A 19499-nucleotide genomic window follows, 5' to 3' on the forward strand; every position below is an offset into this window, starting at 1 on the left:
CCATCCGATAAACGGTTCGATACTCCGTACGAGGTTGCGAACGCGCGGCCGGAACGGAGGGGAACGGTGCCAGTCAGTCCGTACACCAGGGAGCGCCTGGAGGAGGCGGCGAGTTCGTCGCGGACGCTGTCGGAGGCGTTGGGGAAGCTGGGGGTGGATGCGAGGAGTTCGACGCGGGATTACATCCGGGGGCGCATGAAGAAGTTGGGGGTGGACACGTCCCATTTCGAGCGGGAGGGGGTGCGATGGACGAGAGAAATCCTTGCAGCGGCCGTCACGGCATCGACAAACATGTGCGAGGTGCTCCGCCGTCTCGGACTTGAGGTCGTCGGCGGTCACCACACGCACATCAGCCGCCGCATCAAGACTTACGGCATCGACACCTCGCACTTCCAGGCACCGTCCCGACGAGGGGAGACCAAACGCCCCCGGACACCGGAAGCCGTGCTCGTGGAGCAGGCGGCTGCCCACGCCCGACGCATCCCGAGCGACCGCATCAGATGGGCGATGACAGCCCTGGGAGTGTCGGAGCGTTGCGCACGCTGCAGTACGGAACCGGTCTGGCGAGGACACCCACTCCCCCTGGAGGTCGACCACATCGACGGCAACTGGCGTGACAACCGCATCGAGAATCTCCGGTTCCTCTGCCCCAACTGCCACTCGACGACGGACAGTTACCGAGGACGCGCCAAAAGGCGCACCAAGAGCGGCGGATCATGAGCAACGGCGTGCAGTACACCCGCGAGCGACTGGTCCAGGCCGCCGCGCAGTGCTCCGACATCGACGAGGTCATCACCCTCTTGGGCACCCGGCCTTACGGAAATCTCCGTCCACACCTCTACAAACGCTTCGAGCACTTCGGGATCGACATCTCACACTTCCCCCGCAAGCGTCGGCATGGTCCTCAGGACCCGCCCAGCGAGAGCGAGCTACGGCAAGCGGTCGCACAGTCCATATCCATTGCCGGAGTTCTCCGGCTGCTGCAACGCTCGGACCACTCGTGGCTACGCGCGCAGCTTCCCCAGTTGGCCGCCGCTTACGGCATCGACACCTCGCACTTCCTGGGGCAGGCGCATCAACGCGGGAAGCCCGGCCCGACACCGCTGAAACGGCCAGAGGAACTGCTCGTGAAGCACGGCGGCAGGCGCCGTACAAAGACGCCACTACTCCGGCGAGCGCTTCGCGAAATCGGAGTGCCGGACGAATGCGCCGCGTGCGGCACTGGCCCGGAGTGGCTCGGCGATCCGATGACGTTGGAGGTCGATCACATCAACGGAGACTGGAGCGACGACCGGCGGGAGAATCTGCGGCTGCTTTGCCCGAACTGTCACGCGATCACCAGCACCTGGTGCCGGGGTGGTCGACGACGACGCCCGTAATCGGCCTCCCCTCACCGACGGTCGGCTTCGCCCAGTAAAGTGGGGCGCGGTACACGCGCCCGTGCGCCAACGGCTGAGCGGCGATCTTTAGGTGGTCGTGTCTGTCGGTTCGAATCCGACCGGGCGCACCAAAGCCGAAGGCCCGGCTCGCGCATCCCGCGAGCCGGGCCTTCGCCGTAGACATCCCTCAACCCACCAACTCCCGCACCACCGGCACCAGCCCCCTGAACGCCTTCCCCCGATGGCTGATCGCGTTCTTCTCCTCCGGGGTCAGTTCCGCGCACGTGCGCGTGTCGCCGTCCGGCTGGAGGATCGGGTCGTAGCCGAAACCGTTGGCGCCGACGGGGGTGTGGCGGAGGGTGCCGCGGAGGCGGCCCTCCACTACCCGTTCCGTGCCGTCCGGGAGGGCGAGGGCGGCGGCGCAGGCGAAGTGGGCCGCCCGGTGTTCGTCGGCGATGTCGCTCAGCTGGTCGAGGAGGAGCTTGAGGTTCGCGCGGTCGTCGCCGTGGGCGCCGGACCAGCGGGCGGAGAAGATGCCGGGGGCGCCGCCGAGGACGTCGACGCACAGGCCCGAGTCGTCGGCGACGGCCGGGAGGCCAGTGGCCCGGGCCAGGGCGTGGGCCTTGAGGAGGGCGTTCTCTGCGAAGGTGACGCCGGTTTCCTTGACGTCGGGGATGTCCGGGTAGGCGTCCGCGCCGACGAGGTCGTGATGGAGACCTGCGGCGACGAGGATCGCCCTCAACTCGGTGATCTTTCCGGCGTTGCGGGTGGCGAGGATCAGGCGGCTCATGGGGCTCAGCCTAGCCAGAGTCCGAGCTGGGGCCTGTCCGGCGGATCTTTCCGGGCCCGGCGCTCCTGGCACGGCTGCGCTACTGGGCCGCATCAAGGTTGGCCGGACAGTCACGCGAGCGATGGCCACCGATCGGCGGCCCACTCCAGCCATCCTGACCACCCGGGAGGCGGACCTCCAACCTCATGTCCATCGAGTTCCGTGGCGTCGGGCTCCTCGAACAGCGTCCTCCAGTGCATGAGGTCCGTCTCGCTCATCGCGAAGGTCTGATCAGGGGCGGTCGACTGGCGATGGGAGATCCGAGCACGTTGGGTCTCATGGTCCACCGGCACGTACACAAGGTGACAGGACGCGCCCACAGACATCACCAACCAGCGGATCGCGGACCTCTCGTCACGAGACCAGCATCCGAAATCCAGGACCACGTTCGTTCCCAGCTTCAGCGCCTCCAGACCAAGCCAGAGCAGCCGTCCTTCCAGCACATCGCGCTTCCCTTCCGGCTGCGGATCACCGAACAGCGGGATCATCCACTCATCCGGCGTCAGCCGCAGCGCACTGTGCTCCTTGGCCAGCTGCCGCGCTCTCGTGGTCTTTCCGGCCCCTGGCAGACCGACCGTCAGGAACAACGTCGTCACGCCCAGATCTTGTCACGAAGGCCAAGTGATCACGGCCTGGGTCAAAGGCGGATCGAAGCCACGGTGACGGTGCCATGGAAGACGTAGGCGCGCTTGTCGAATCTCGTGGCCACGGCCCGGGAGCTCTTCAGCGCGTTGACCGTTCGCTCAACTTCGTTCCTGCGCTTGTAGATCGTCTTGTCGAAGCCGGCGGGCCGGCCGCCCTTGCTGCCGCGGCGTTGGCGGTTGGCCCGCTGGTTCTTCGGCTCGGGGATCGTGTGCTTGATCTGGCGACGTCGCGGGGAGCGGCGGTTGCGTCGGGAGGAGTACGCCCTCACCGGGGCGGTGCTGCCGAGGCGCGCGTCTTTCCCCGGCAGCCTCGGAGGCGTTTTGCGTGCTCCGGCGGCGTGCTGATGGGCCCGGCAGGAGGTGGAGTCCACGCTCACCATCGACCAGTCGATGCGGCCTTCCGCGTCAGCATCGGCCAGGACAGACGCGAAGAGCCTGGCCTATGTGCCATCCGCTGACCATCGCCGATGCCGCTCGTACACGGTCTTCCGCTTGCCGAAACGCGTAGGCAGACACCGCCACGGCACCCCGGTCCGGTTCTGGTACAGGATCCCGTTGATGATCCTGCGGTGACTGCCCCAACGTCCCCCACAGAGCCCGGATTTCGGCACATGCGGTTTCAGCCGGACCCATTCGTCGCTTGTGAGATCTCCCCGCCCCATGAGCCTGCCAACGAACCGAGACCAAAACGGTCACAAGATCCGTCGGACAGACCCTGGCCAGAGCCCGGCTCCGTTACGGCGTGCAGACCTTCGTCAGTTCGCCCGCCGCGTCCGTCACCGGGCTGATGTCGGGCGTCGCGTCGCCGGCCTTGATGGACTCGCGGACGTTGGTGACCGCCGTCTGGAGGTCGTCCACGGCCTTGTTGATGTCCGTGTCGTCGGTCTTGTCGCCGATCGTGTCGAGGTTCTTGTCGATCGAGTCGAGCGCCTCGTCGGCCTGCGTCGGGTCGTTCGCCGCGTTCTCGACGGCCTGCTGGAGGTCGGTGACGCTGTCGGCGATGGTGTCGGCGGTCTGGACGCAGTCCAGGGCCTTGTTGACGGCGTCACAGCCGGTGGTCAGGCCGGCCGTCAGTGCGACGGCGGCCACGGTGGCGGCGATGGCGGTGATACGGCGGTGTCGGCGGCGGCTCGCGGCCATGGAACGGTCCTCCCGTTTGGCAGGCCCCACGGGCCCCGTTTGTTCTGGCCGGGCGCACAGCGGCGGTCCGCCGTGCACCCGTACTCGTAGGGACGCGGCGGCCCGTGCCGTGGTTGCCCGCGGCGCGCGGCTGCCTTGGTGCGTCCTTTACCTTTCCAGGACCGTATCAAGTGCCTTGTGCTGGGCGACAGCGAGTTCCGTGCAGCCCTGAACGGCCAGGTCCAGCAGGGAGTTGAGCTCGTCGCGGGCGAACGGCTCGGCCTCCGCGGTGCCCTGGACCTCGACGAACCGTCCGTCGCCGGTGCAGACGACGTTCATGTCGGTGTCTGCGCGCACGTCCTCCTCGTAGCAGAGGTCGAGGAGGGTGACCCCGCCGACGATGCCGACCGAGACGGCCGAGACCGTTCCGGTGAGGGGCTGGCGGCCGGCCCTGATGATCTTCTTGCCCTGGGCCCAGGAGATGGCGTCGGCGAGGGCGACGTACGCGCCGGTGATGGCGGCGGTGCGGGTGCCGCCGTCGGCCTGGAGGACGTCGCAGTCGAGGACGATGGTGTTCTCGCCGAGCGCCTTGTAGTCGATGACCGCGCGCAGGGAGCGGCCGATGAGGCGGCTGATCTCGTGCGTGCGGCCGCCGATCTTGCCGCGGACGGATTCGCGGTCGCCGCGGGTGTTGGTGGCGCGGGGCAGCATGGAGTACTCGGCGGTGACCCAGCCCTCGCCGCTTCCCTTGCGCCAGCGCGGGACGCCCTCGGTGACGGAGGCGGTGCAGAAGACCTTCGTGTCGCCGAAGGAGACGAGGACGGAGCCCTCGGCGTGCTTGCTCCAGCCGCGTTCGATGGTGATCGGGCGGAGCTGTTCGGGCGTGCGGCCGTCGATTCGAGACATGGCGTTGAGCCTAGTCGTATACGGGTGAAGGGCCGCCCCCGGTAACGGAAGCGGCCCTTCAGGGGTGAACCCCGGTGAGCTTCAGCGAGTCCGGCGACTCACCTCGTTCACATCATGTCCTCGATGTCCGCGGCGATCGGGTCCGCGTCCGTGCCGATGACGACCTGGATCGCCGTGCCCATCTTGACGACGCCGTGGGCGCCCGCGGCCTTCAGGGCGACCTCGTCCACCTTGCTCGGGTCGACGACCTCGGTGCGCAGCCGGGTGATGCAGCCCTCGACCTCTTCGATGTTGTCGATGCCGCCGAGCCCGGCGACGATCTTCTCAGCCTTGGTGGCCATGTCCTGTCTCCCTGATCCGAACCGCTTTGTCGCAGTAACCCACAGTTGGCCCATCTTCGCGAGCGGTCACGCCCTGTGTGCCGAAGGATGGCGATCACGACAGCGCGATCGTTCCGCGAACCGTTCGCCGACTGGTCTACACCACTTTCCAATGGCCGCCAAGCCCGGCCCTGTTCCCCGACCTTCTTCCCGGCGGGCGCGGGAGAACACAGGAGGACACCCATGACCGCCGACAGAGCCGACAGCGCGGGCGGCGCGCTGCTGGTTCCAGAAGGGCTGTGCGGATCATCCCGATCGCTGGGCCGGGCCGGGGGAGTGCGGGTTTGTGGGTGATCTGCGGGTAGGCGGGGGCTGAGCGCGCAGTTCCCCGCGCCCCTTACGGGGCGCTATGGGGCGGCCACAGAACTACGGGTTCCTTATCCTGCCTTCACCGTGCTACAACAGGTCTACACCACTGAGTGGTGTAGACCACGCGGTCGATGGCCGCGTTCCCTCGGAGACGCGCCGCCCCTCGTATTTTCCCTGTCCCCAGGCGGCGCCATGCCTACTGGAGGAAGTTGTGTCCACGGACAGCGCCGCCCCCGCGGCCGCGAAGAAGAGGGGCTCCGGTGCGATGGCTGTCATGCAGCGCATCGGCCGCAGCCTGATGCTGCCGGTCGCTGTCCTGCCGGCGGCCGCGCTCCTGGTGCGCCTCGGCAACACCGACATGCTCGGGCGCGAGTCGTTCCCGGAGTTCATCACCAAGATCGCCGGGTTCATGGCGGCGGGCGGCAACGCGATCCTCGACAACATGGCGCTGCTGTTCGCGGTGGGCATCGCGATCGGCTTCGCCAAGAAGTCGGACGGCTCGACCGCGCTCGCGGCCGTCGTCGGTTACCTGGTCTTCAAGAACGTGCTCGCCACGTTCACCGACAAGAACCTCCCGCAGGTCGCGGAGGCCGTCGACGGCAAGGTCGTCATGGTGGACGCCCCGGTGGACGCCAAGGTCCTCGGCGGGGTGGTGATGGGCATAGTCGTCGCTCTGCTCTACCAGAAGTTCTACCGGACCAAGCTGCCCGACTGGGCGGGCTTCTTCGGCGGCCGCCGCCTCGTCCCGATCCTCTCCGCCTTCGCGGGCCTGTTCATCGGCATCGTCTTCGGTTACATCTGGCCGGTCCTCGGCACCGGTCTGCACAACCTCGGTGAGTGGCTGGTCGGTTCGGGCGCCGCGGGCGCGGGCATCTTCGGTGTCGCCAACCGTGCGCTGATCCCGATCGGCATGCACCACCTGCTGAACTCCTTCCCCTGGCTCCAGGCGGGCGAGTACGAGGGCAAGAGCGGCGACATCGCCCGCTTCCTGGCCGGTGACCCGAACGCCGGGCAGTTCATGACGGGCTTCTTCCCGATCATGATGTTCGCCCTGCCCGCGGCCTGCCTCGCGATCGTGCACTGCGCCCGCCCCGAGCGCCGCAAGATCGTCGGCGGCATGATGCTCTCGCTCGCGCTGACGTCCTTCGTCACCGGCGTGACCGAGCCGATCGAGTTCACGTTCATGTTCATCGCGCCGGTCCTGTACGCCATCCACGCGGTCCTCACCGGTGTCTCCATGGCGCTGACCTGGGCACTCGGCATGAAGGACGGCTTCGGCTTCTCGGCCGGCGCGGTCGACTTCTTCCTGAACCTCGGCATCGCGACGAATCCATGGGGCCTGGTCGGGGTGGGCCTCTGTTTCGCGGTGGTCTACTACGCGGTCTTCCGCTTCGCGATCATCAGGTTCAACCTGCCGACACCGGGCCGCGAGTCCGACGAGGAGCTGGCGGAGCTGCAGAAGGCGGAGGCCAAGTAGCCCCGCTCGCCCTCCCCGGTACGTGAAGGCCCCGGAACCGAATCGGTTCCGGGGCCTTCGGGTGCGTACGGGTGCGGCCGGGTCTCAGATCTCGTACGTCACTCGCGGTGCCGCCAGTTCCACCGGTCCACCGAACACCGCGCGGGCGTCCGCCAGGTTTGCCTGGGGGTCCGTCCACGGGGGGATGTGGGTCAGGACGAGGCGGCGGGCCGCGGCGCGGGCCGCGGTCTCACCGGCCTCGCGGCCGTTGAGGTGGAGGTCCGGGATGTTCTCCTTGCCGTGGGTGAACGCGGCCTCGCAGAGGAACAGGTCGGTGTCCCGGGCGAGTTCGTCGAGCGTGTCGCACACGCCCGTGTCCCCGGAGTAGGTCAGCGAACGCCCGCCGTGCTCCACGCGGATGCCGTACGCCTCCACGGGATGGCTCACCTTCTCGGTGTGCACCGAGAACGGGCCGATCTCGAAGGAGCCCGGCTTGACCGTGTGGAAGTCGAAGACCTCGCTCATGGAGGAGGCGGAGGGGGTGTCCGCGTACGCGGTGGTCAGGCGTTCTTCCGTGCCCTCGGGTCCGAATACGGGGATCGGGGCGCAGCGGCCGCCGTCATGGCGGTAGTAGCGCGCGACGAAGTACGCGCACATGTCGATGCAGTGGTCGGCGTGCAGGTGGCTGAGGAAGATCGCGTCAAGGTCGTAGAGACCGCAGTGGCGCTGCAGCTCGCCAAGGGCACCGTTGCCCATGTCGAGAAGCAGCCGGAAGCCGTCGGCCTCGACGAGGTAGCTCGAGCAGGCCGATTCCGCGGACGGGAACGACCCCGAGCAGCCGACGACGGTGAGCTTCATAGAGCAGAAACCTCCGCGGGCGGGGGGTGAAAACGGGGGTCGTGCGGTCTGTCGAGCGTAAGGCGCAAAAGGGCCGGTCGCTCCTCAGTCGAGGGCCGTTGTGGGGGAACTCACCTGCGGTGTCACCGGTTCGGGGGCCGACGGGGTGGACGGGCGTCGGCGGGGGGCGTGCCGGTACCGTCGTAGGCATGAACACGTCGTGGTGGCTCGCGCTGGCCGCCGTGGTGCTGCTCGCGCTTGTCGCGTCGCTGGTCGACGGGTGGGGGCGGGGGCGGCGGCCGCCGGGTGGGCGGGGGCGGGTGGTTCGGCCGCGGGTCGCGGAGATCTGGTGGGCGGCCGTGCCCTCCGGGGGTGGGGCCGGTGTGGAGGATCGGCCCTGTCTTGTGCTGGCCGTGCGGGGCCGTACCGTCGTCGTCGCGAGGATCACCGGGGAGTATCGGGGCCGGGGGCGGGACGGGCGGACCGGGGTCATCTCGCTGCCGCCGGGGTCTGTGGGCGAGGCCCATGGCCGGGCGAGCTTCCTGGAGACGGATGAGCTGCGGGATCTGGCTGTGCGGGATTTCCGGTGGAGGGTGGGGGTGGTGGATCCGGTGGTGTGGGATCAGGTGCGGTATCTGGCGGGGTAGGGCTTTTCTTCGCCCCCGCCGCCCCTACCCGTCCCATCCCTGGGGGCTGCGCCCCCAGACCCCCTTTTCGGCCTGAACGGCCTCGTCCTCAAACGCCGGACGGGCTAGAGGGGCCTGGGCTGGGCTGGAAGTGCGGGCTGGCGGGGTGCACGGGCTGGCTGGGTGCCCGAGCGGGCTGGAAGTGCGGGTGGGCAGAGTGCCGCGGGCGGGCGGGGTGCGTGGGCTCGCTGGGTACGCGGGCGGGCTGAAGGTTCCTGGACGGGCTGGGTGCGCGGGCGGGCTGGAGGTTCCTGGACGGGCTGGGTGCGCGGGCGGGCTGGAGGGCAGGGCGTAGCCCGCCCTCCAGGGGCGCGGGGAACTGCGCGACCAGCCCCACCCACCCGCACCCGACACCACACCCCCCGGCGCCCCGAGGCGGAGCCCTACGCCCAGAGTTGGCCCTGCAATGTCTCGATGGCCTCCTCCGTCGTGGCCGCCGTGTAGACGCCTGTGGAGAGGTACTTCCAGCCGCCGTCCGCGACGACGAAGGCGATGTCGGCGGACTCCCCCGCCGCCACGGCCTTCTTGCCGACCCCGATCGCGGCGTGCAGCGCGGCCCCAGTGGAGACACCCGCGAAGATGCCCTCCTGCTGGAGCAACTCCCGGGTACGGGTCACGGCGTCGGCGGAGCCGACCGAGAAGCGGGTGGTCAGGACCGAGGCGTCGTACAGCTCGGGCACGAAGCCCTCGTCGAGGTTCCGCAGCCCGTACACCAGGTCGTCGTAGCGCGGCTCGGCGGCGACGATCCTGACGTCCGGCTTGTTCTCGCGGAGGAAGCGGCCGACGCCCATGAGCGTGCCCGTGGTGCCGAGGCCGGCGACGAAGTGGGTGATCGAGGGGAGGTCTGCGAGGATCTCAGGACCGGTCGTGGCGTAGTGGGCGCCCGCGTTGTCCGGGTTGCCGTACTGGTAGAGCATCACCCAGTCCGGGTGCTCGGCCGACAGCTCCTTGGCGACGCGTACCGCCGTGTTGGAGCCGCCCGCCGCCGGGGAGGGGATGATCTCGGCGCCCCACATGCCGAGCAGTTCCCGGCGTTCCTGGGAGGTGTTCTCGGGCATGACGCAGACCATGCGGTAGCCCTTGAGCTTGGCCGCCATGGCGAGCGAGATGCCGGTGTTGCCTGAGGTGGGCTCCAGGATGGTGCAGCCGGGCGTCAGCCGGCCGTCCTTCTCCGCCTGTTCGATCATGTGGAGGGCGGGCCGGTCCTTGACCGATCCGGTCGGGTTCCGGTCTTCGAGCTTCGCCCAGATCCGTACGTCCGTGGACGGCGAGAGCCGCGGCAGGCGCACCAGAGGGGTGTTGCCCACCGCGGCCAGCGGGGAGTCGTAACGCATCAGCTATCAGAGCCCGGGCCGGTCAGACCATGCCGCCGGCCACGGCCGGCAGGATCGTGACGTTGTCGCCGTCGGTGAGTTTGGTGTTGATGCCGTCGAGGAAGCGGACGTCCTCGTCGTTCAGGTAGACGTTCACGAAGCGGCGCAGCTCACCGCCGTCCACGATGCGGGCGCGGATGCCCGTGTGGCGGGTGTCGAGGTCGGTGAAGAGCTCGGCGAGGGTCTCCCCGCCGCCCTCGACTGCCTTCTGGCCGTCGGTGTAGGTGCGGAGGATGGTGGGGATGCGGACCTCGATGGCCATGGTTGCGGGCTCCTGTCGGAAGAAGTCTGGTCGGTGGGCGCGCGACAGCGCGGATTGCGCACGTTCGGTGTTGCGCGCCGCGGCTCACGGCCGTACGGCGGCAGGGGTCAGCGCGTACAGATGGCGCTCTGCAGCCTGCACAGGTCGACGTGCAGCCGCGCCACGAGCAGCATGCCCGGCGTCTTTTCGCTCACGTCGTGGGAAACCATGGGGTCATCGTATCGATTCCCGGCCCGGGCTCTGGAGTGTGATCCCACATTCCGGACGCCATCCGGCCGATAGATGAGATTGACGGAGATCGGCAGGTCTTCCCGGCGGGTCAGTAGGCCTCCACGACCTTGATCTCCTCCTCGGTGACCTCGCCCTCGACGATCCGGTACGAGCGGAACTGGAAGGGTCCGGCGTCGTCGGTGTCCGCCGTGGAGACGAGGACGTAGTGCGCGCCGGGCTCGTTCGCGTACGAGATGTCGGTGCGGGAGGGGTACGCCTCGGTGGCGGTGTGCGAGTGGTAGATGACGACCGGTTCCTCGTCGCGGTCGTCCAGCTCGCGGTACAGCTTGAGCAGGTCGCCGGAGTCGAACTCGTAGAACGTGGGCGAGCGGGCGGCGTTGAGCATCGGGATGAACCGCTCGGGGCGGCCGGTGCCCTCCGGGCCCGCGACCACGCCGCACGCCTCGTCGGGGTGGTCCTGGCGCGCGTGCGCGACGATCTGGTCGAAGAGGGCCTGGGTGATGGTCAGCATGGTCGTCAGGATAAGCAGAAGGGCAGCCGCGTACCGAGGGGTGGTACGGGGCTGCCCACATGCTGAGTTACGAGTGCTGGGTCACGAGACCGCCGGACTCTCGGCCGATCGCTATCAGGGGGTCTTCTCGAACACCGGCTCGCGGCGCTCGGTGACCTCCGGGTTCCGTGACTTCAGTACGGCCCAGCCGATGCCGAGCGCGGCGGCCCAGCCCGCCATCACGTACAGACAGACGCGGGAGTCGGGGTCGTACGCGATCAGGCCGGTGACGAAGAGGAGGAAGGCGACCGCGACCCAGCTGAGCTTCGCGCCGCCCGGGGCGGGGAAGGGCGAGGCGGGCAGCCGTCCGGCGTCGACCGCGCGGCGGTACAGGATGTGGCTGACGAGGATCATCAGCCAGGTCCAGATGCCGGCCGCGGTGGCCACCGAGACGACGTAGCCGAAGGCCTTCTCCGGGACGATGTAGTTCAGGATCACGCCGATGCCCATGAAGAGCATGGAGACGGTGATGCCGAACGCGGGGGTCTTCGTGGAGGAGAGCCTGTTGAAGATCCTCGGGGCCTCGCCGTTGTCGGCCAGGGTGCGCAGCATGCGGCCCGTGGAGTACATGCCGGAGTTGCAGGAGGAGAGGGCCGCGGTCAGGACCACGAAGTTCACGATGCCCGCGCCGGCCGGGATGCCGATCTTCGCGAAGGCCTCGACGAAGGGGCTGACGCCCTCCGCGAACTCCGTCCACTTCACGACGCAGAGGATGACGGTGAGGGCGCCGACGTAGAAGAGGGCGATGCGCCAGGGCAGGGTGTTGATGGCCTTGGGGAGGGTCTTCTCGGGGTTCTCGGACTCACCGGCGGTGACGCCGACGAGTTCGACGGCGAGGTAGGCGAACATGACGCCCTGGAGGGTCATCAGGGACGAGCCGATGCCCTTGGGGAAGAAGCCGTCGAAGGCCCAGAGGTTGGAGACGGCGGCGGAGTCGCCCGCGGAGCTGAAGCCGAAGGTGAGGACGCCCAGGCCGATCACGATCATGCCGATCAGCGCGGTGACCTTGACCATCGAGAACCAGAACTCGATCTCGCCGAAGAGCTTCACCGAGATCAGGTTGGCCGCGAAGAGGACCAGCAGGAAGACCAGGGCCGTGACCCACTGCGGTATCGCCGGGAACCAGTAGTTGACGTAGATCGCGGCGGCCGTGAGCTCCGCCATGCCGGTGACGACCCACATCAGCCAGTACGTCCAGCCGGTGAAGTAGCCGAAGAACGGGCCGAGGAACTCGCGGGAGTACTCGGCGAAGGAGCCCGACACCGGGCGGTAGAGCAGGAGTTCGCCGAGGGCCCGCATGATGAAGAAGATGATGACGCCCGCGAGGGCGTACATGAGGATGAGGCTGGGGCCCGCCTTCGCGATGTTCGCCCCCGCGCCCAGGAAGAGGCCGACGCCGATGGCGCCGCCGATGGCGATCATCTGGACCTGGCGGCTGCCGAGTCCGCGTTCGTAACCCTCTTCGGGGGCTTCCTCGCCCCCGGCCTCATTGCTGTCGTGATGCTTACCGACCTGCGCTGAGGTCATGTGTGGTGGCCTTTCTCCATGCCGATCCGAGCCGGCTGTGCGGCCTCGGACCGGATCCCGATCCCCCCGGATATGGATGGAGCTGTGCCGTGCCGACGGTCCGCCGGTGCGTGGCGCTGCCGCGGGGCATGGGTGGTGTCCCGTCGGCGGTCGTGAAGATCTATCACGGCCGCACCGGTGATCGGCTACGGGAGTTGTGGCGCACACCACAGGAAAAAGGGGACGAAATTCCCCTCGTTTGCCAAAGGCGGCCAGGGCGTTAACTTGATCGTTATCCGGATTTGAGGATCCGTTGAGCGAACGCCAGGCACCAAATGTCTGGTAAATGTCCGGACAGATCAGGGCAAGCGGGTGAGGGTGGGTGCGCTCACGGCATGAGGGTCTCGACGAGCGTCTCCTGGAGTCCGCCCAGCCACAGGTACGCCATCACCATCGGCTTGCGCGGGTCCTCGTCCGGCAGCCGGTAGAGGAGGTCGGTGTCCTCCTCGTCGATGACGTCGAGCCGGGAGCCGATCGCCAGGCGCAGGTCGTTGAGGGAGCCCAGCCACTGCTTCGACTCCTCCGGGGTCAGCTTGAGGACCGCGCCGCCCTCACCCGCGGACGAGAGCGCGTCCAGGGAGCGGATCACCGTGAGCGCGTTCTCGCGTTTGCCGGCGCGCAGGTCGTTCTCGGTGAAGCGGCGGAACTCCGAGGAGTACGCGCGCTGCTCCTCGGCCTGTTCGGGCGAGGATGCCTCGACGTCCGGGCCGCCGTACGCGTCGGGGAACAGCCGCTGGAGGACGGGGTCGGAGGGCGGTTCGCTCGGGCCTTCCGCGAACAGCTCGGCGAGCGGGTCGTCGGAGGCGTCCTCGCCCGGGCCCGGGCCGATGAGCTCCATGAGCTGTACGGCGAGGGAGCGGATGATGGAGATCTCGACCTCGTCGAGCGCGACGGCCGCGCCGCCGCCGGGGAGCGGTTCGAAGTGTCCTGGCATCAGGTTGCGTCGCTACTTCCAGTGCTGCGCGCTGCGGTCGGTTGTTTCCGGTGCTTCCGGACCTACGGGTCGTCGGCCGGTTATTTCCGGTCCTGCTGGAGGGTCGCCCACAGGCCGTATCCGTGCATGGCCTGCACGTCGCGTTCCATCTCCTCGCGACTGCCGCTGGAGACCACCGCCCGGCCCTTGTGGTGGACGTCGAGCATGAGCTTGGTGGCCTTGTCCTTGGAGTAGCCGAAGTAGCTCTGGAAGACGTAGGTCACGTAGCTCATCAGGTTCACCGGGTCGTTGTGGACGAGGGTGATCCAGGGAACGTCGGGCTCGGGTACGGCGAAGACCTCCTCCGCCGACTCGGTCTTCTCGGTCTCTAGGGGTGCGGGAGCCGTCACACGGCCCATGCTGCCACCACAGGTGGGTACCCGGCCAAACGAGCCCTACAAATCGTCAGAGTGACGAGATTGGGGGTACCATCTCTTGCCATGAACACTGCGGACCTAGGGCTGCCGGTGGACGTCCCGTCGACCGCGCTCTTCACGGACCACTACGAGCTGACCATGCTGCAGGCGGCCCTCAAGGGCGGTGCCGCCGACCGGCGTTCGGTCTTCGAGGTCTTCACCCGCCGGCTGCCCGAGGGCCGCCGCTACGGCGTCGTCGCGGGGACCGGACGGGTCCTGGACGCGGTCGAGAACTTCCGCTTCGACGCGGACGTGCTCGGCTTCCTGCGCGAGCGCCGGGTGGTGGACGAGCCGACGCTGGAGTGGCTGGCCTCGTACCGCTTCGGCGGCGACGTCTGGGGCTACCCGGAGGGCGAGGTGTACTTTCCCGGCTCGCCGATCCTGCGGGTCGAGGGCTCCTTCGCGGAGTGCGTGCTCCTGGAGACCGTGATCCTCTCCATCCTCAACCACGACTCGGCGATCGCGGCCGCCGCGTCCCGGATGGCCTCGGCCGCCGGGGGGCGCCCGCTGATCGAGATGGGCGCCCGGCGCACGCACGAGCTGGGCGCCGTGGCGGCCTCCCGGGCGGCGTACGTCGGCGGGTTCACGACCACCTCGGACCTGGCCGCCGGCTTTCGCTACGGCATCCCCACCGTCGGCACCGCCGCCCACGCCTTCACCCTCCTCCACGACAGCGAGCGGGACGCCTTCCAGGCCCAGGTGGACTCACTCGGCCGGGGCACCACGCTGCTCATCGACACGTACGACGTCACCGAGGCCGTCCGGACGGCCGTCGAGGTGGCCGGGCCCGAGCTCGGGGCCGTCCGCATCGACTCAGGGGACCTGCTGCTCGTGGCGCACCGGGTGCGGCAGCAGCTGGACGAGCTGGGCGCCACGAACACCCGGATCATCGTGACCTCGGACCTGGACGAGTACGCGATCGCCTCACTGGCCGCGGCGCCCGTGGACGCGTACGGCGTGGGCACCCAGCTGGTGACGGGTTCCGGCCATCCGACGGCTTCGATGGTCTACAAGCTCGTCGCCCGTGCCGAGTCCGCGGACCCGAAGGCTCCGCTGGTGCCGGTGGCCAAGAAGTCCTCGGGCGGCAAGACGTCCATCGGCGGCCGCAAGTGGGCCGCGCGGCGGCTCGACGAGCACGGGACGGCCGAGGCCGAGGTGATCGGCACGGGGGCCGTCCCGGCGGAGCTCGCCGACCGCCAGCTGCTGGTCGAGCTCATCAAGGGCGGCCAGGTCCTCGCCCGCGAACCCCTCGACGTCGTCCGCGACCGGCACGCCGCCGCCCGCGGAAACCTGCCCCTCTCGGCGACCCAGCTGTCCCGCGGGGAAGCCGTCATTCCGACCGAGTACGTGTGAGGTGCGTGGGTCAGGTCCGGCCCGATACTCATGGCACGCCTCCGGCCAGCCTCACGCGCACGCGAATGAACGGGCGGGGAGAGGGAATGCAACGCCCGAACCCGAAGTGTCCAGGCTCGGTCCCACAGTCGCGCCCCGCAAGGGGCGCGGGGAACTGCGCGACCAGCCCCCACGACCCGCACGTCACCAACCGGCCTCCCTCCGGAGCGCCTCTCCAAGCAGAAGGACACTGACATGCGCCGCGCCCTGATCGTCGTAGACGTCCAGAACGACTTCTGCGAGGGCGGCAGCCTCGCGGTGCCCGGAGGCGCCGACGTGGCCGCCGCGATCACGGAGCTGATCGGGCAGGCACCCGCCGGTTACCGCCACGTCGTGGCGACCCGCGACCACCACATCGCCCCCGGCGGCCACTTCGCCGACAACCCCGACTTCGTCCACTCCTGGCCCGCGCACTGCGTCGCGGGCACCGAGGGCGTCGGCTTCCACCCGAACTTCGCGCCGGTGGTGGCCTCCGGCGCGATCGACGCCGTCTTCGACAAGGGCGCGTACTCGGCGGCGTACAGCGGCTTCGAGGGCGTCGACGAGAACGGCGTGACGCTGGGCGACTGGCTGCGCGCCCGCGAGATCACCGAGGTCGACGTGGTGGGCATCGCCACCGACCACTGCGTCCGCGCCACGGCCCTGGACGCGGCCCGCGAGGGCTTCCGTACGCAGGTCCTGCTCGACCTCACGGCCGGCGTGTCCGAGGAGACCACCGAGCGGACCCTGGAGGAGCTGCGCGGAGCGGGCGTGGAACTGAGCGGCAAACCGGTCGTCTAGAGACCGGGCCCCGGTTCGACGCGCCCCAAAGGGGCGCGGGGAACTGCGCGCCCAGCCACGACGAACCCGCAGGCGAAGAACCGCGTCCCCAACCCCTCAGGGCAATGCGGCTAGCGAGGGGCAGCCGGCTGCCTCATCAGCGCACGGATCGGATGCCACAACTCCCCCACACAGGCATCGGCCCCGGGCGCCGTACGCCATATGAGGCCGTCCGGGTGGTGCAGGACGGCGGTGACCTCGTCCGGGCTCGGAGGCTGCCCGTTGCCGCGCAGGTACACCGCCCGCAGCCCCAGGTTCCGCAGCCGCGTCAACGCGCGGGCGCGGTTCTGGGCGTGCACGAGCACACGTACCGAGCCGCTGCCTTCGGCGGACTGGCTGGGCAGGTTCAACGCCACCACCACCCTGCCGTTCGGCAGTCTGCAGAAGCCTCCTGCGGCCATGCGGTCATCCCCCCGTGAGAACTGGTGTCAATAAGTCAGCCACAGGACGCACCTAAACACGATCGGCCGCAACCCGCCAGGGGGTTGCGGCCGATCATGGTCTGACCTGCGAAAACGCCTTCTACTTCGTCGCGGCGCCGACCTTCACCGTGATCGTCGAGCCGTCGCGGGGCTCCTTGACGATCGCGATCTTGGTGTTGGTGTCAGTGACTTTGACGCCCGCGTACGGGGTGCTCTCGTCGTAGTACGTGTTCGTGTGGTCGTTGAAGATCCGGTTGCCCGGGAGCGAGGGGATCTTCGTGGCGATGTCCGCCTTGTGCAGCGTGAAGCCGTCCGTCCGGTACGAGCTGAACGTCGAGTCGTACGACTGGATGCGGCTGCGCATGAACGTGCCGTCCGCCCACTTCAGCGCCTTCGGGTGGGCGTCCACCGGCAGCAGCAGGCCGGTGCCCTTGTGCTGGCTGACGTTGTTGTCCCGCTGGGAGGTGTCCCACTTCCAGATCAGCAGGCCGTTCTGGTACGGGAAGTGCTCCACCCAGTCCGGACGCGTGGTCGAGAAGCCGAAGTTGTACGGACCGGTCTTGAGGGTCTTGTCGTACGACACGTACTGGCGGTTCTCGGCGATGTAGTACTGCGCGTAGTCCTTGGTGAAGGACGCGCCGATACGGGAGAAGCCGTTGGCCGTCCAGGCGGCGTCCGCGGTCTCGGCGTTGTCCGCGAAGAGCGGGGAGCCGTCGGCGGTGACGGTGATCCGGTCCGCCGCGAAGCCCCTCTGCGCCACGCCGCCGTCGGTGGAGTAGCGGAAACGCAGGTCGATCTTCTGGCCCGCGTAGGCGTCGAGCGGGTACGACAGCTTCTTGTACGCGTCCACCGTGCCGGTCAGCGCGGGGGCGCCGCTCGCGTCGCGCGGGATCGCCGTGCCGTCGACCGTGCCGTCGACCGGCGTCCACTTGGTGCCGCCGTCGGTGGAGACCTCGGTGTAGAGGTAGTCGAAGTCCTTCTCGATGTCGTAATAGCCGTCGAGGGTCAGCGTGGCCGAGGACTTGCCGGTCAGGTCCACGGAACGGGTCAGCGTGTTCTTGAGGTTGTTGGCGCTGCCGCTCCACCACTGGGTGGCGCCTTCGGCCGGGGGAACGACCTCGGTGGTGACCGCCTTCTTCGGCAGTTCGACCACCAGCGCCTGGGCGTTCTTGGTGTTGTACTCGGCCACGCCCAGCTTGTGGGTGGAGCGCGTCGCGGCCTTGGCCTTGTCGTACTTCAGCCAGCCGAGCTGGAGCTTGTCCCAGGCGTTCATGTCACCGGGCACGTCGCCGATGGCGTTCTTGCCGGTGCCGAGCCAGGAACCGGAGGACATCAGGGTCCAGAACGCGGTCGAGTTCTCGGCGGCGTTGGTGGTGTCGTAGTGGTCCGGCAGACCGAGGTCGTGGCCGAACTCGTGGGCGAAGATGCCGAGTCCGCCGTTCTCCGGCTGGATGGTGTAGTCGCCGACCCAGATGCCGGTGTCGCCGATCGGCGCGCCGCCCATCTTGTTGTCCGCGGGGCCTGTGGCGCCCGCGTCGGTGCCGAACGCGTACGAGCGGTGGGCCCAGATGGCGTCCTCGCCCTGGGCGCCGCCGCCCGCGGACTCGTCCTCGCCGGCGTGCACGACCTGGAAGTGGTCGATGTAGCCGTCGGGCTCGTTGAAGTTGCCGTCGGCGTCGAAGTCGTTGCGGTCCCACTTGTCGTAGGCGGACAGCTCGGACTTGATGGCGGCGTCGGACTTGCCGGCCGCCTTCTGGGCGTCGACCCAGGCGGTGACCCCGTCGGCGACGGCGTTCCACGCGCAGGTGTCGGGAACGCACTTGTTGGAGCCGTAACGGGCCTCGTTGTAGGGCACCTTGACCCAGTCGGAGACCCCGCCGTCGACGGAGTAGCGGCCCGAGGACTGCTTCTCGTAGTACTTCTTCATCGACTCGGTGTTCTTGCCGGTGCCGAAGAGGAGCTCTTCGAAGTGCGCCTTGTCGTAGTCCGCCTGCCAGGCCGTGCTGTTGTCCTTGGCACGGTCCGGCTCGGCTATCTGGTTGTGCAGCGGGCCGGGGGTGCCGCCGTAGCGGCTGTCCACCTTGTCGCCGAACTCCACGAGGACCGTGAAGATCTGGTCGGTCTTCTCCCGGCCGAGCTCCACGTACTTGCCGTCCTGGAGCTTCACCACCTGCGAGCCGTTGCGGTTCGTGGCCTTGGCCTCGCCGGATATGACCCGCTTGAGCGCCTCTTCGCGCTGGGCTTCCTGACGGTCGGTCAGCGGGCCCTTCAGGTCGTGCTCGTGCTCGGCGTGCTCCTCGGCGCGTGCCGGGTCCTGCCGGTTCGCGGCCGCGGCCGGCTGGTCACCGTCGTCGGCCCGCGCCACCGCGAGGGTCGAGAACGTGGCAGCGGCCGTGGCGAGCGCCACACCTACCGCGGCTGCTCTGAACGTCCATGGTCTGCTGGTCACTTGAGGCAGTCCTCCCCTGCGCCCGGGCGCGCGGAAGAGGGGTGTCCAGGTCTTGGAGTCCGCGCGCGCTCTATGCGCGTCACAAGTGACGACATTCGACCGGAGTTGAAGAAGAAAAGACAGACCTTGACTTGAACAAGTCAAGTGGGGTACCGGGTGCGCGAGGGGCGCGTGACGCATGGGCGGGCGTTCGGTGGCGATTCGTCCGTTGTCCGGCCACCAGTACCCCGGATCGTCCGCTTACCGGACGTTCTGTGTACCGCTCAACGGGCGCGTTCCAACGTCCACTTGATGGACGCCATGACTCCGTGCGCCCCCTGTGCACCGGCACCGTGGGTTAGGTCACGCTTACTGCTCGTTCCGCTCGGGCAGACAGGCGAATAGAGTCGGTTGGCGGCTCGTCGGATTTCCGGTGGTTTGCCAACCGGACACCGTTGTCGAACCCCTGATTCTTATCCGCACCCTCCCCCATCGCGAGAGGCACGGGGGGAGACCCCCATC

The 19499-nt window shown here is 68.6% G+C and carries 21 protein-coding genes, 1 tRNA gene and 1 pseudogene; 7 read left to right on the plus strand and 16 right to left on the minus strand.

All coding sequences use genetic code 11. The features are described 5' to 3' along the window. Nucleotides 1-66 precede the first annotated feature (66 nt). The 3 genes from AB0I18_RS23445 (at nucleotide 67) to AB0I18_RS23455 (ending at nucleotide 1510) form a co-directional block, all read left to right on the plus strand. Nucleotides 67-720, plus strand: coding sequence for an HNH endonuclease signature motif containing protein (locus AB0I18_RS23445; RefSeq protein ID WP_363107502.1), 654 nt, complete (start codon nucleotides 67-69; stop codon nucleotides 718-720). After that, a complete protein-coding gene (locus tag AB0I18_RS23450; protein ID WP_363107503.1) occupies nucleotides 717-1379 on the plus strand; it encodes an HNH endonuclease in 663 nt (220 codons plus the stop codon). The genes AB0I18_RS23445 and AB0I18_RS23450 overlap by 4 nt, the downstream gene beginning before the upstream one ends. Before the next feature lie 55 nt (nucleotides 1380-1434). Next, a tRNA-Leu gene (locus AB0I18_RS23455) sits at nucleotides 1435-1510 on the plus strand. 56 nt (nucleotides 1511-1566) lie between these two features. Here the strand turns inward: AB0I18_RS23455 and rdgB are convergent. The 6 genes and pseudogenes from rdgB to AB0I18_RS23485 form a co-directional block, all read right to left on the minus strand. Next, nucleotides 1567-2169 carry an RdgB/HAM1 family non-canonical purine NTP pyrophosphatase gene (gene rdgB, locus AB0I18_RS23460; protein WP_363107504.1) on the minus strand — a complete coding sequence of 201 codons (603 nt, stop codon included), beginning with the start codon at nucleotides 2167-2169 and terminating at the stop codon, nucleotides 1567-1569. A gap of 110 nt (nucleotides 2170-2279) precedes the next feature. Then, complete coding sequence (locus AB0I18_RS23465) at nucleotides 2280-2804, minus strand: ATP-binding protein (protein ID WP_363107505.1); 525 nt, start codon at nucleotides 2802-2804, stop codon at nucleotides 2280-2282. Between the two features lie 41 nt (nucleotides 2805-2845). Further along, nucleotides 2846-3514 (minus strand): annotated as a pseudogene (locus tag AB0I18_RS23470) (IS5 family transposase). Nucleotides 3515-3587: 73 nt separating this feature from the next. After that, nucleotides 3588-3992: a hypothetical protein gene (locus tag AB0I18_RS23475; protein WP_363107506.1), complete on the minus strand. Its 405-nt coding sequence runs from the start codon at nucleotides 3990-3992 to the stop codon at nucleotides 3588-3590. Between the two features lie 147 nt (nucleotides 3993-4139). Then, nucleotides 4140-4877, minus strand: coding sequence for a ribonuclease PH (gene rph / locus AB0I18_RS23480; RefSeq protein WP_363107507.1), 738 nt, complete (start codon nucleotides 4875-4877; stop codon nucleotides 4140-4142). 107 nt (nucleotides 4878-4984) lie between these two features. Continuing rightward, nucleotides 4985-5218, minus strand: a complete 234-nt coding sequence (locus AB0I18_RS23485; RefSeq protein WP_363107508.1) for a PTS glucose/sucrose transporter subunit IIB — start codon at nucleotides 5216-5218, stop codon at nucleotides 4985-4987. A gap of 559 nt (nucleotides 5219-5777) precedes the next feature. Between AB0I18_RS23485 and AB0I18_RS23490 the strand changes: the two genes are divergently transcribed. Next, nucleotides 5778-7043: a PTS transporter subunit EIIC gene (locus AB0I18_RS23490; protein WP_363107509.1), complete on the plus strand. Its 1266-nt coding sequence runs from the start codon at nucleotides 5778-5780 to the stop codon at nucleotides 7041-7043. 84 nt (nucleotides 7044-7127) lie between these two features. On the opposite strand, the gene AB0I18_RS23495 is transcribed toward AB0I18_RS23490, so the two are convergent. Beyond that, nucleotides 7128-7880, minus strand: coding sequence for an MBL fold metallo-hydrolase (locus tag AB0I18_RS23495; protein ID WP_363107510.1), 753 nt, complete (start codon nucleotides 7878-7880; stop codon nucleotides 7128-7130). Nucleotides 7881-8068: 188 nt separating this feature from the next. Here AB0I18_RS23495 and AB0I18_RS23500 point away from each other — a divergent pair, with 188 nt between their 5' ends. After that, the gene (locus AB0I18_RS23500) at nucleotides 8069-8506 is read left to right on the plus strand and encodes a type II toxin-antitoxin system PemK/MazF family toxin (protein WP_363107511.1); all 438 of its coding nucleotides are present in this window, start codon (nucleotides 8069-8071) and stop codon (nucleotides 8504-8506) included. A 422-nt stretch (nucleotides 8507-8928) separates the two neighbouring features. Here AB0I18_RS23500 and AB0I18_RS23505 read toward each other — a convergent pair whose 3' ends face one another. The 7 genes from AB0I18_RS23505 to clpS form a co-directional block, all read right to left on the minus strand. Then, on the minus strand, nucleotides 8929-9879 hold the full coding sequence (locus tag AB0I18_RS23505) for a cysteine synthase (RefSeq protein ID WP_363107512.1): 951 nt from the start codon (nucleotides 9877-9879) through the stop codon (nucleotides 8929-8931). A 22-nt stretch (nucleotides 9880-9901) separates the two neighbouring features. After that, nucleotides 9902-10180, minus strand: a complete 279-nt coding sequence (locus tag AB0I18_RS23510) for a MoaD/ThiS family protein (RefSeq protein ID WP_363107513.1) — start codon at nucleotides 10178-10180, stop codon at nucleotides 9902-9904. A gap of 107 nt (nucleotides 10181-10287) precedes the next feature. Further along, nucleotides 10288-10389, minus strand: coding sequence for a putative leader peptide (locus tag AB0I18_RS23515; protein WP_315903768.1), 102 nt, complete (start codon nucleotides 10387-10389; stop codon nucleotides 10288-10290). Nucleotides 10390-10499: 110 nt separating this feature from the next. Beyond that, nucleotides 10500-10922, minus strand: a complete 423-nt coding sequence (locus AB0I18_RS23520; RefSeq protein WP_363107514.1) for a M67 family metallopeptidase — start codon at nucleotides 10920-10922, stop codon at nucleotides 10500-10502. A gap of 114 nt (nucleotides 10923-11036) precedes the next feature. Then, nucleotides 11037-12488 carry an amino acid permease gene (locus AB0I18_RS23525; RefSeq protein ID WP_363107515.1) on the minus strand — a complete coding sequence of 484 codons (1452 nt, stop codon included), beginning with the start codon at nucleotides 12486-12488 and terminating at the stop codon, nucleotides 11037-11039. 367 nt (nucleotides 12489-12855) lie between these two features. Then, nucleotides 12856-13461: a DUF2017 domain-containing protein gene (locus AB0I18_RS23530; protein WP_363107516.1), complete on the minus strand. Its 606-nt coding sequence runs from the start codon at nucleotides 13459-13461 to the stop codon at nucleotides 12856-12858. A gap of 80 nt (nucleotides 13462-13541) precedes the next feature. Further along, complete coding sequence (gene clpS, locus AB0I18_RS23535; RefSeq protein WP_363107517.1) at nucleotides 13542-13859, minus strand: ATP-dependent Clp protease adapter ClpS; 318 nt, start codon at nucleotides 13857-13859, stop codon at nucleotides 13542-13544. An 81-nt stretch (nucleotides 13860-13940) separates the two neighbouring features. Here clpS and AB0I18_RS23540 point away from each other — a divergent pair, with 81 nt between their 5' ends. Together AB0I18_RS23540 and AB0I18_RS23545 are read left to right on the plus strand one after the other, a co-directional pair. Further along, the gene (locus AB0I18_RS23540; RefSeq protein ID WP_363107518.1) at nucleotides 13941-15269 is read left to right on the plus strand and encodes a nicotinate phosphoribosyltransferase; all 1329 of its coding nucleotides are present in this window, start codon (nucleotides 13941-13943) and stop codon (nucleotides 15267-15269) included. A gap of 234 nt (nucleotides 15270-15503) precedes the next feature. After that, the gene (locus AB0I18_RS23545; RefSeq protein WP_363107519.1) at nucleotides 15504-16088 is read left to right on the plus strand and encodes an isochorismatase family protein; all 585 of its coding nucleotides are present in this window, start codon (nucleotides 15504-15506) and stop codon (nucleotides 16086-16088) included. Nucleotides 16089-16198: 110 nt separating this feature from the next. On the opposite strand, the gene AB0I18_RS23550 is transcribed toward AB0I18_RS23545, so the two are convergent. Both AB0I18_RS23550 and AB0I18_RS23555 read right to left on the minus strand, forming a co-directional pair. Next, complete coding sequence (locus AB0I18_RS23550; RefSeq protein WP_363107520.1) at nucleotides 16199-16528, minus strand: hypothetical protein; 330 nt, start codon at nucleotides 16526-16528, stop codon at nucleotides 16199-16201. A 121-nt stretch (nucleotides 16529-16649) separates the two neighbouring features. Further along, nucleotides 16650-18998, minus strand: coding sequence for an immune inhibitor A domain-containing protein (locus AB0I18_RS23555; RefSeq protein WP_363107521.1), 2349 nt, complete (start codon nucleotides 18996-18998; stop codon nucleotides 16650-16652). Between the last annotated feature and the right edge of the window lie 501 nt (nucleotides 18999-19499).

Origin of the sequence: Streptomyces sp. NPDC050704, from assembly GCF_040654355.1 — a bacterium.
GTDB lineage: Bacteria > Actinomycetota > Actinomycetes > Streptomycetales > Streptomycetaceae > Streptomyces.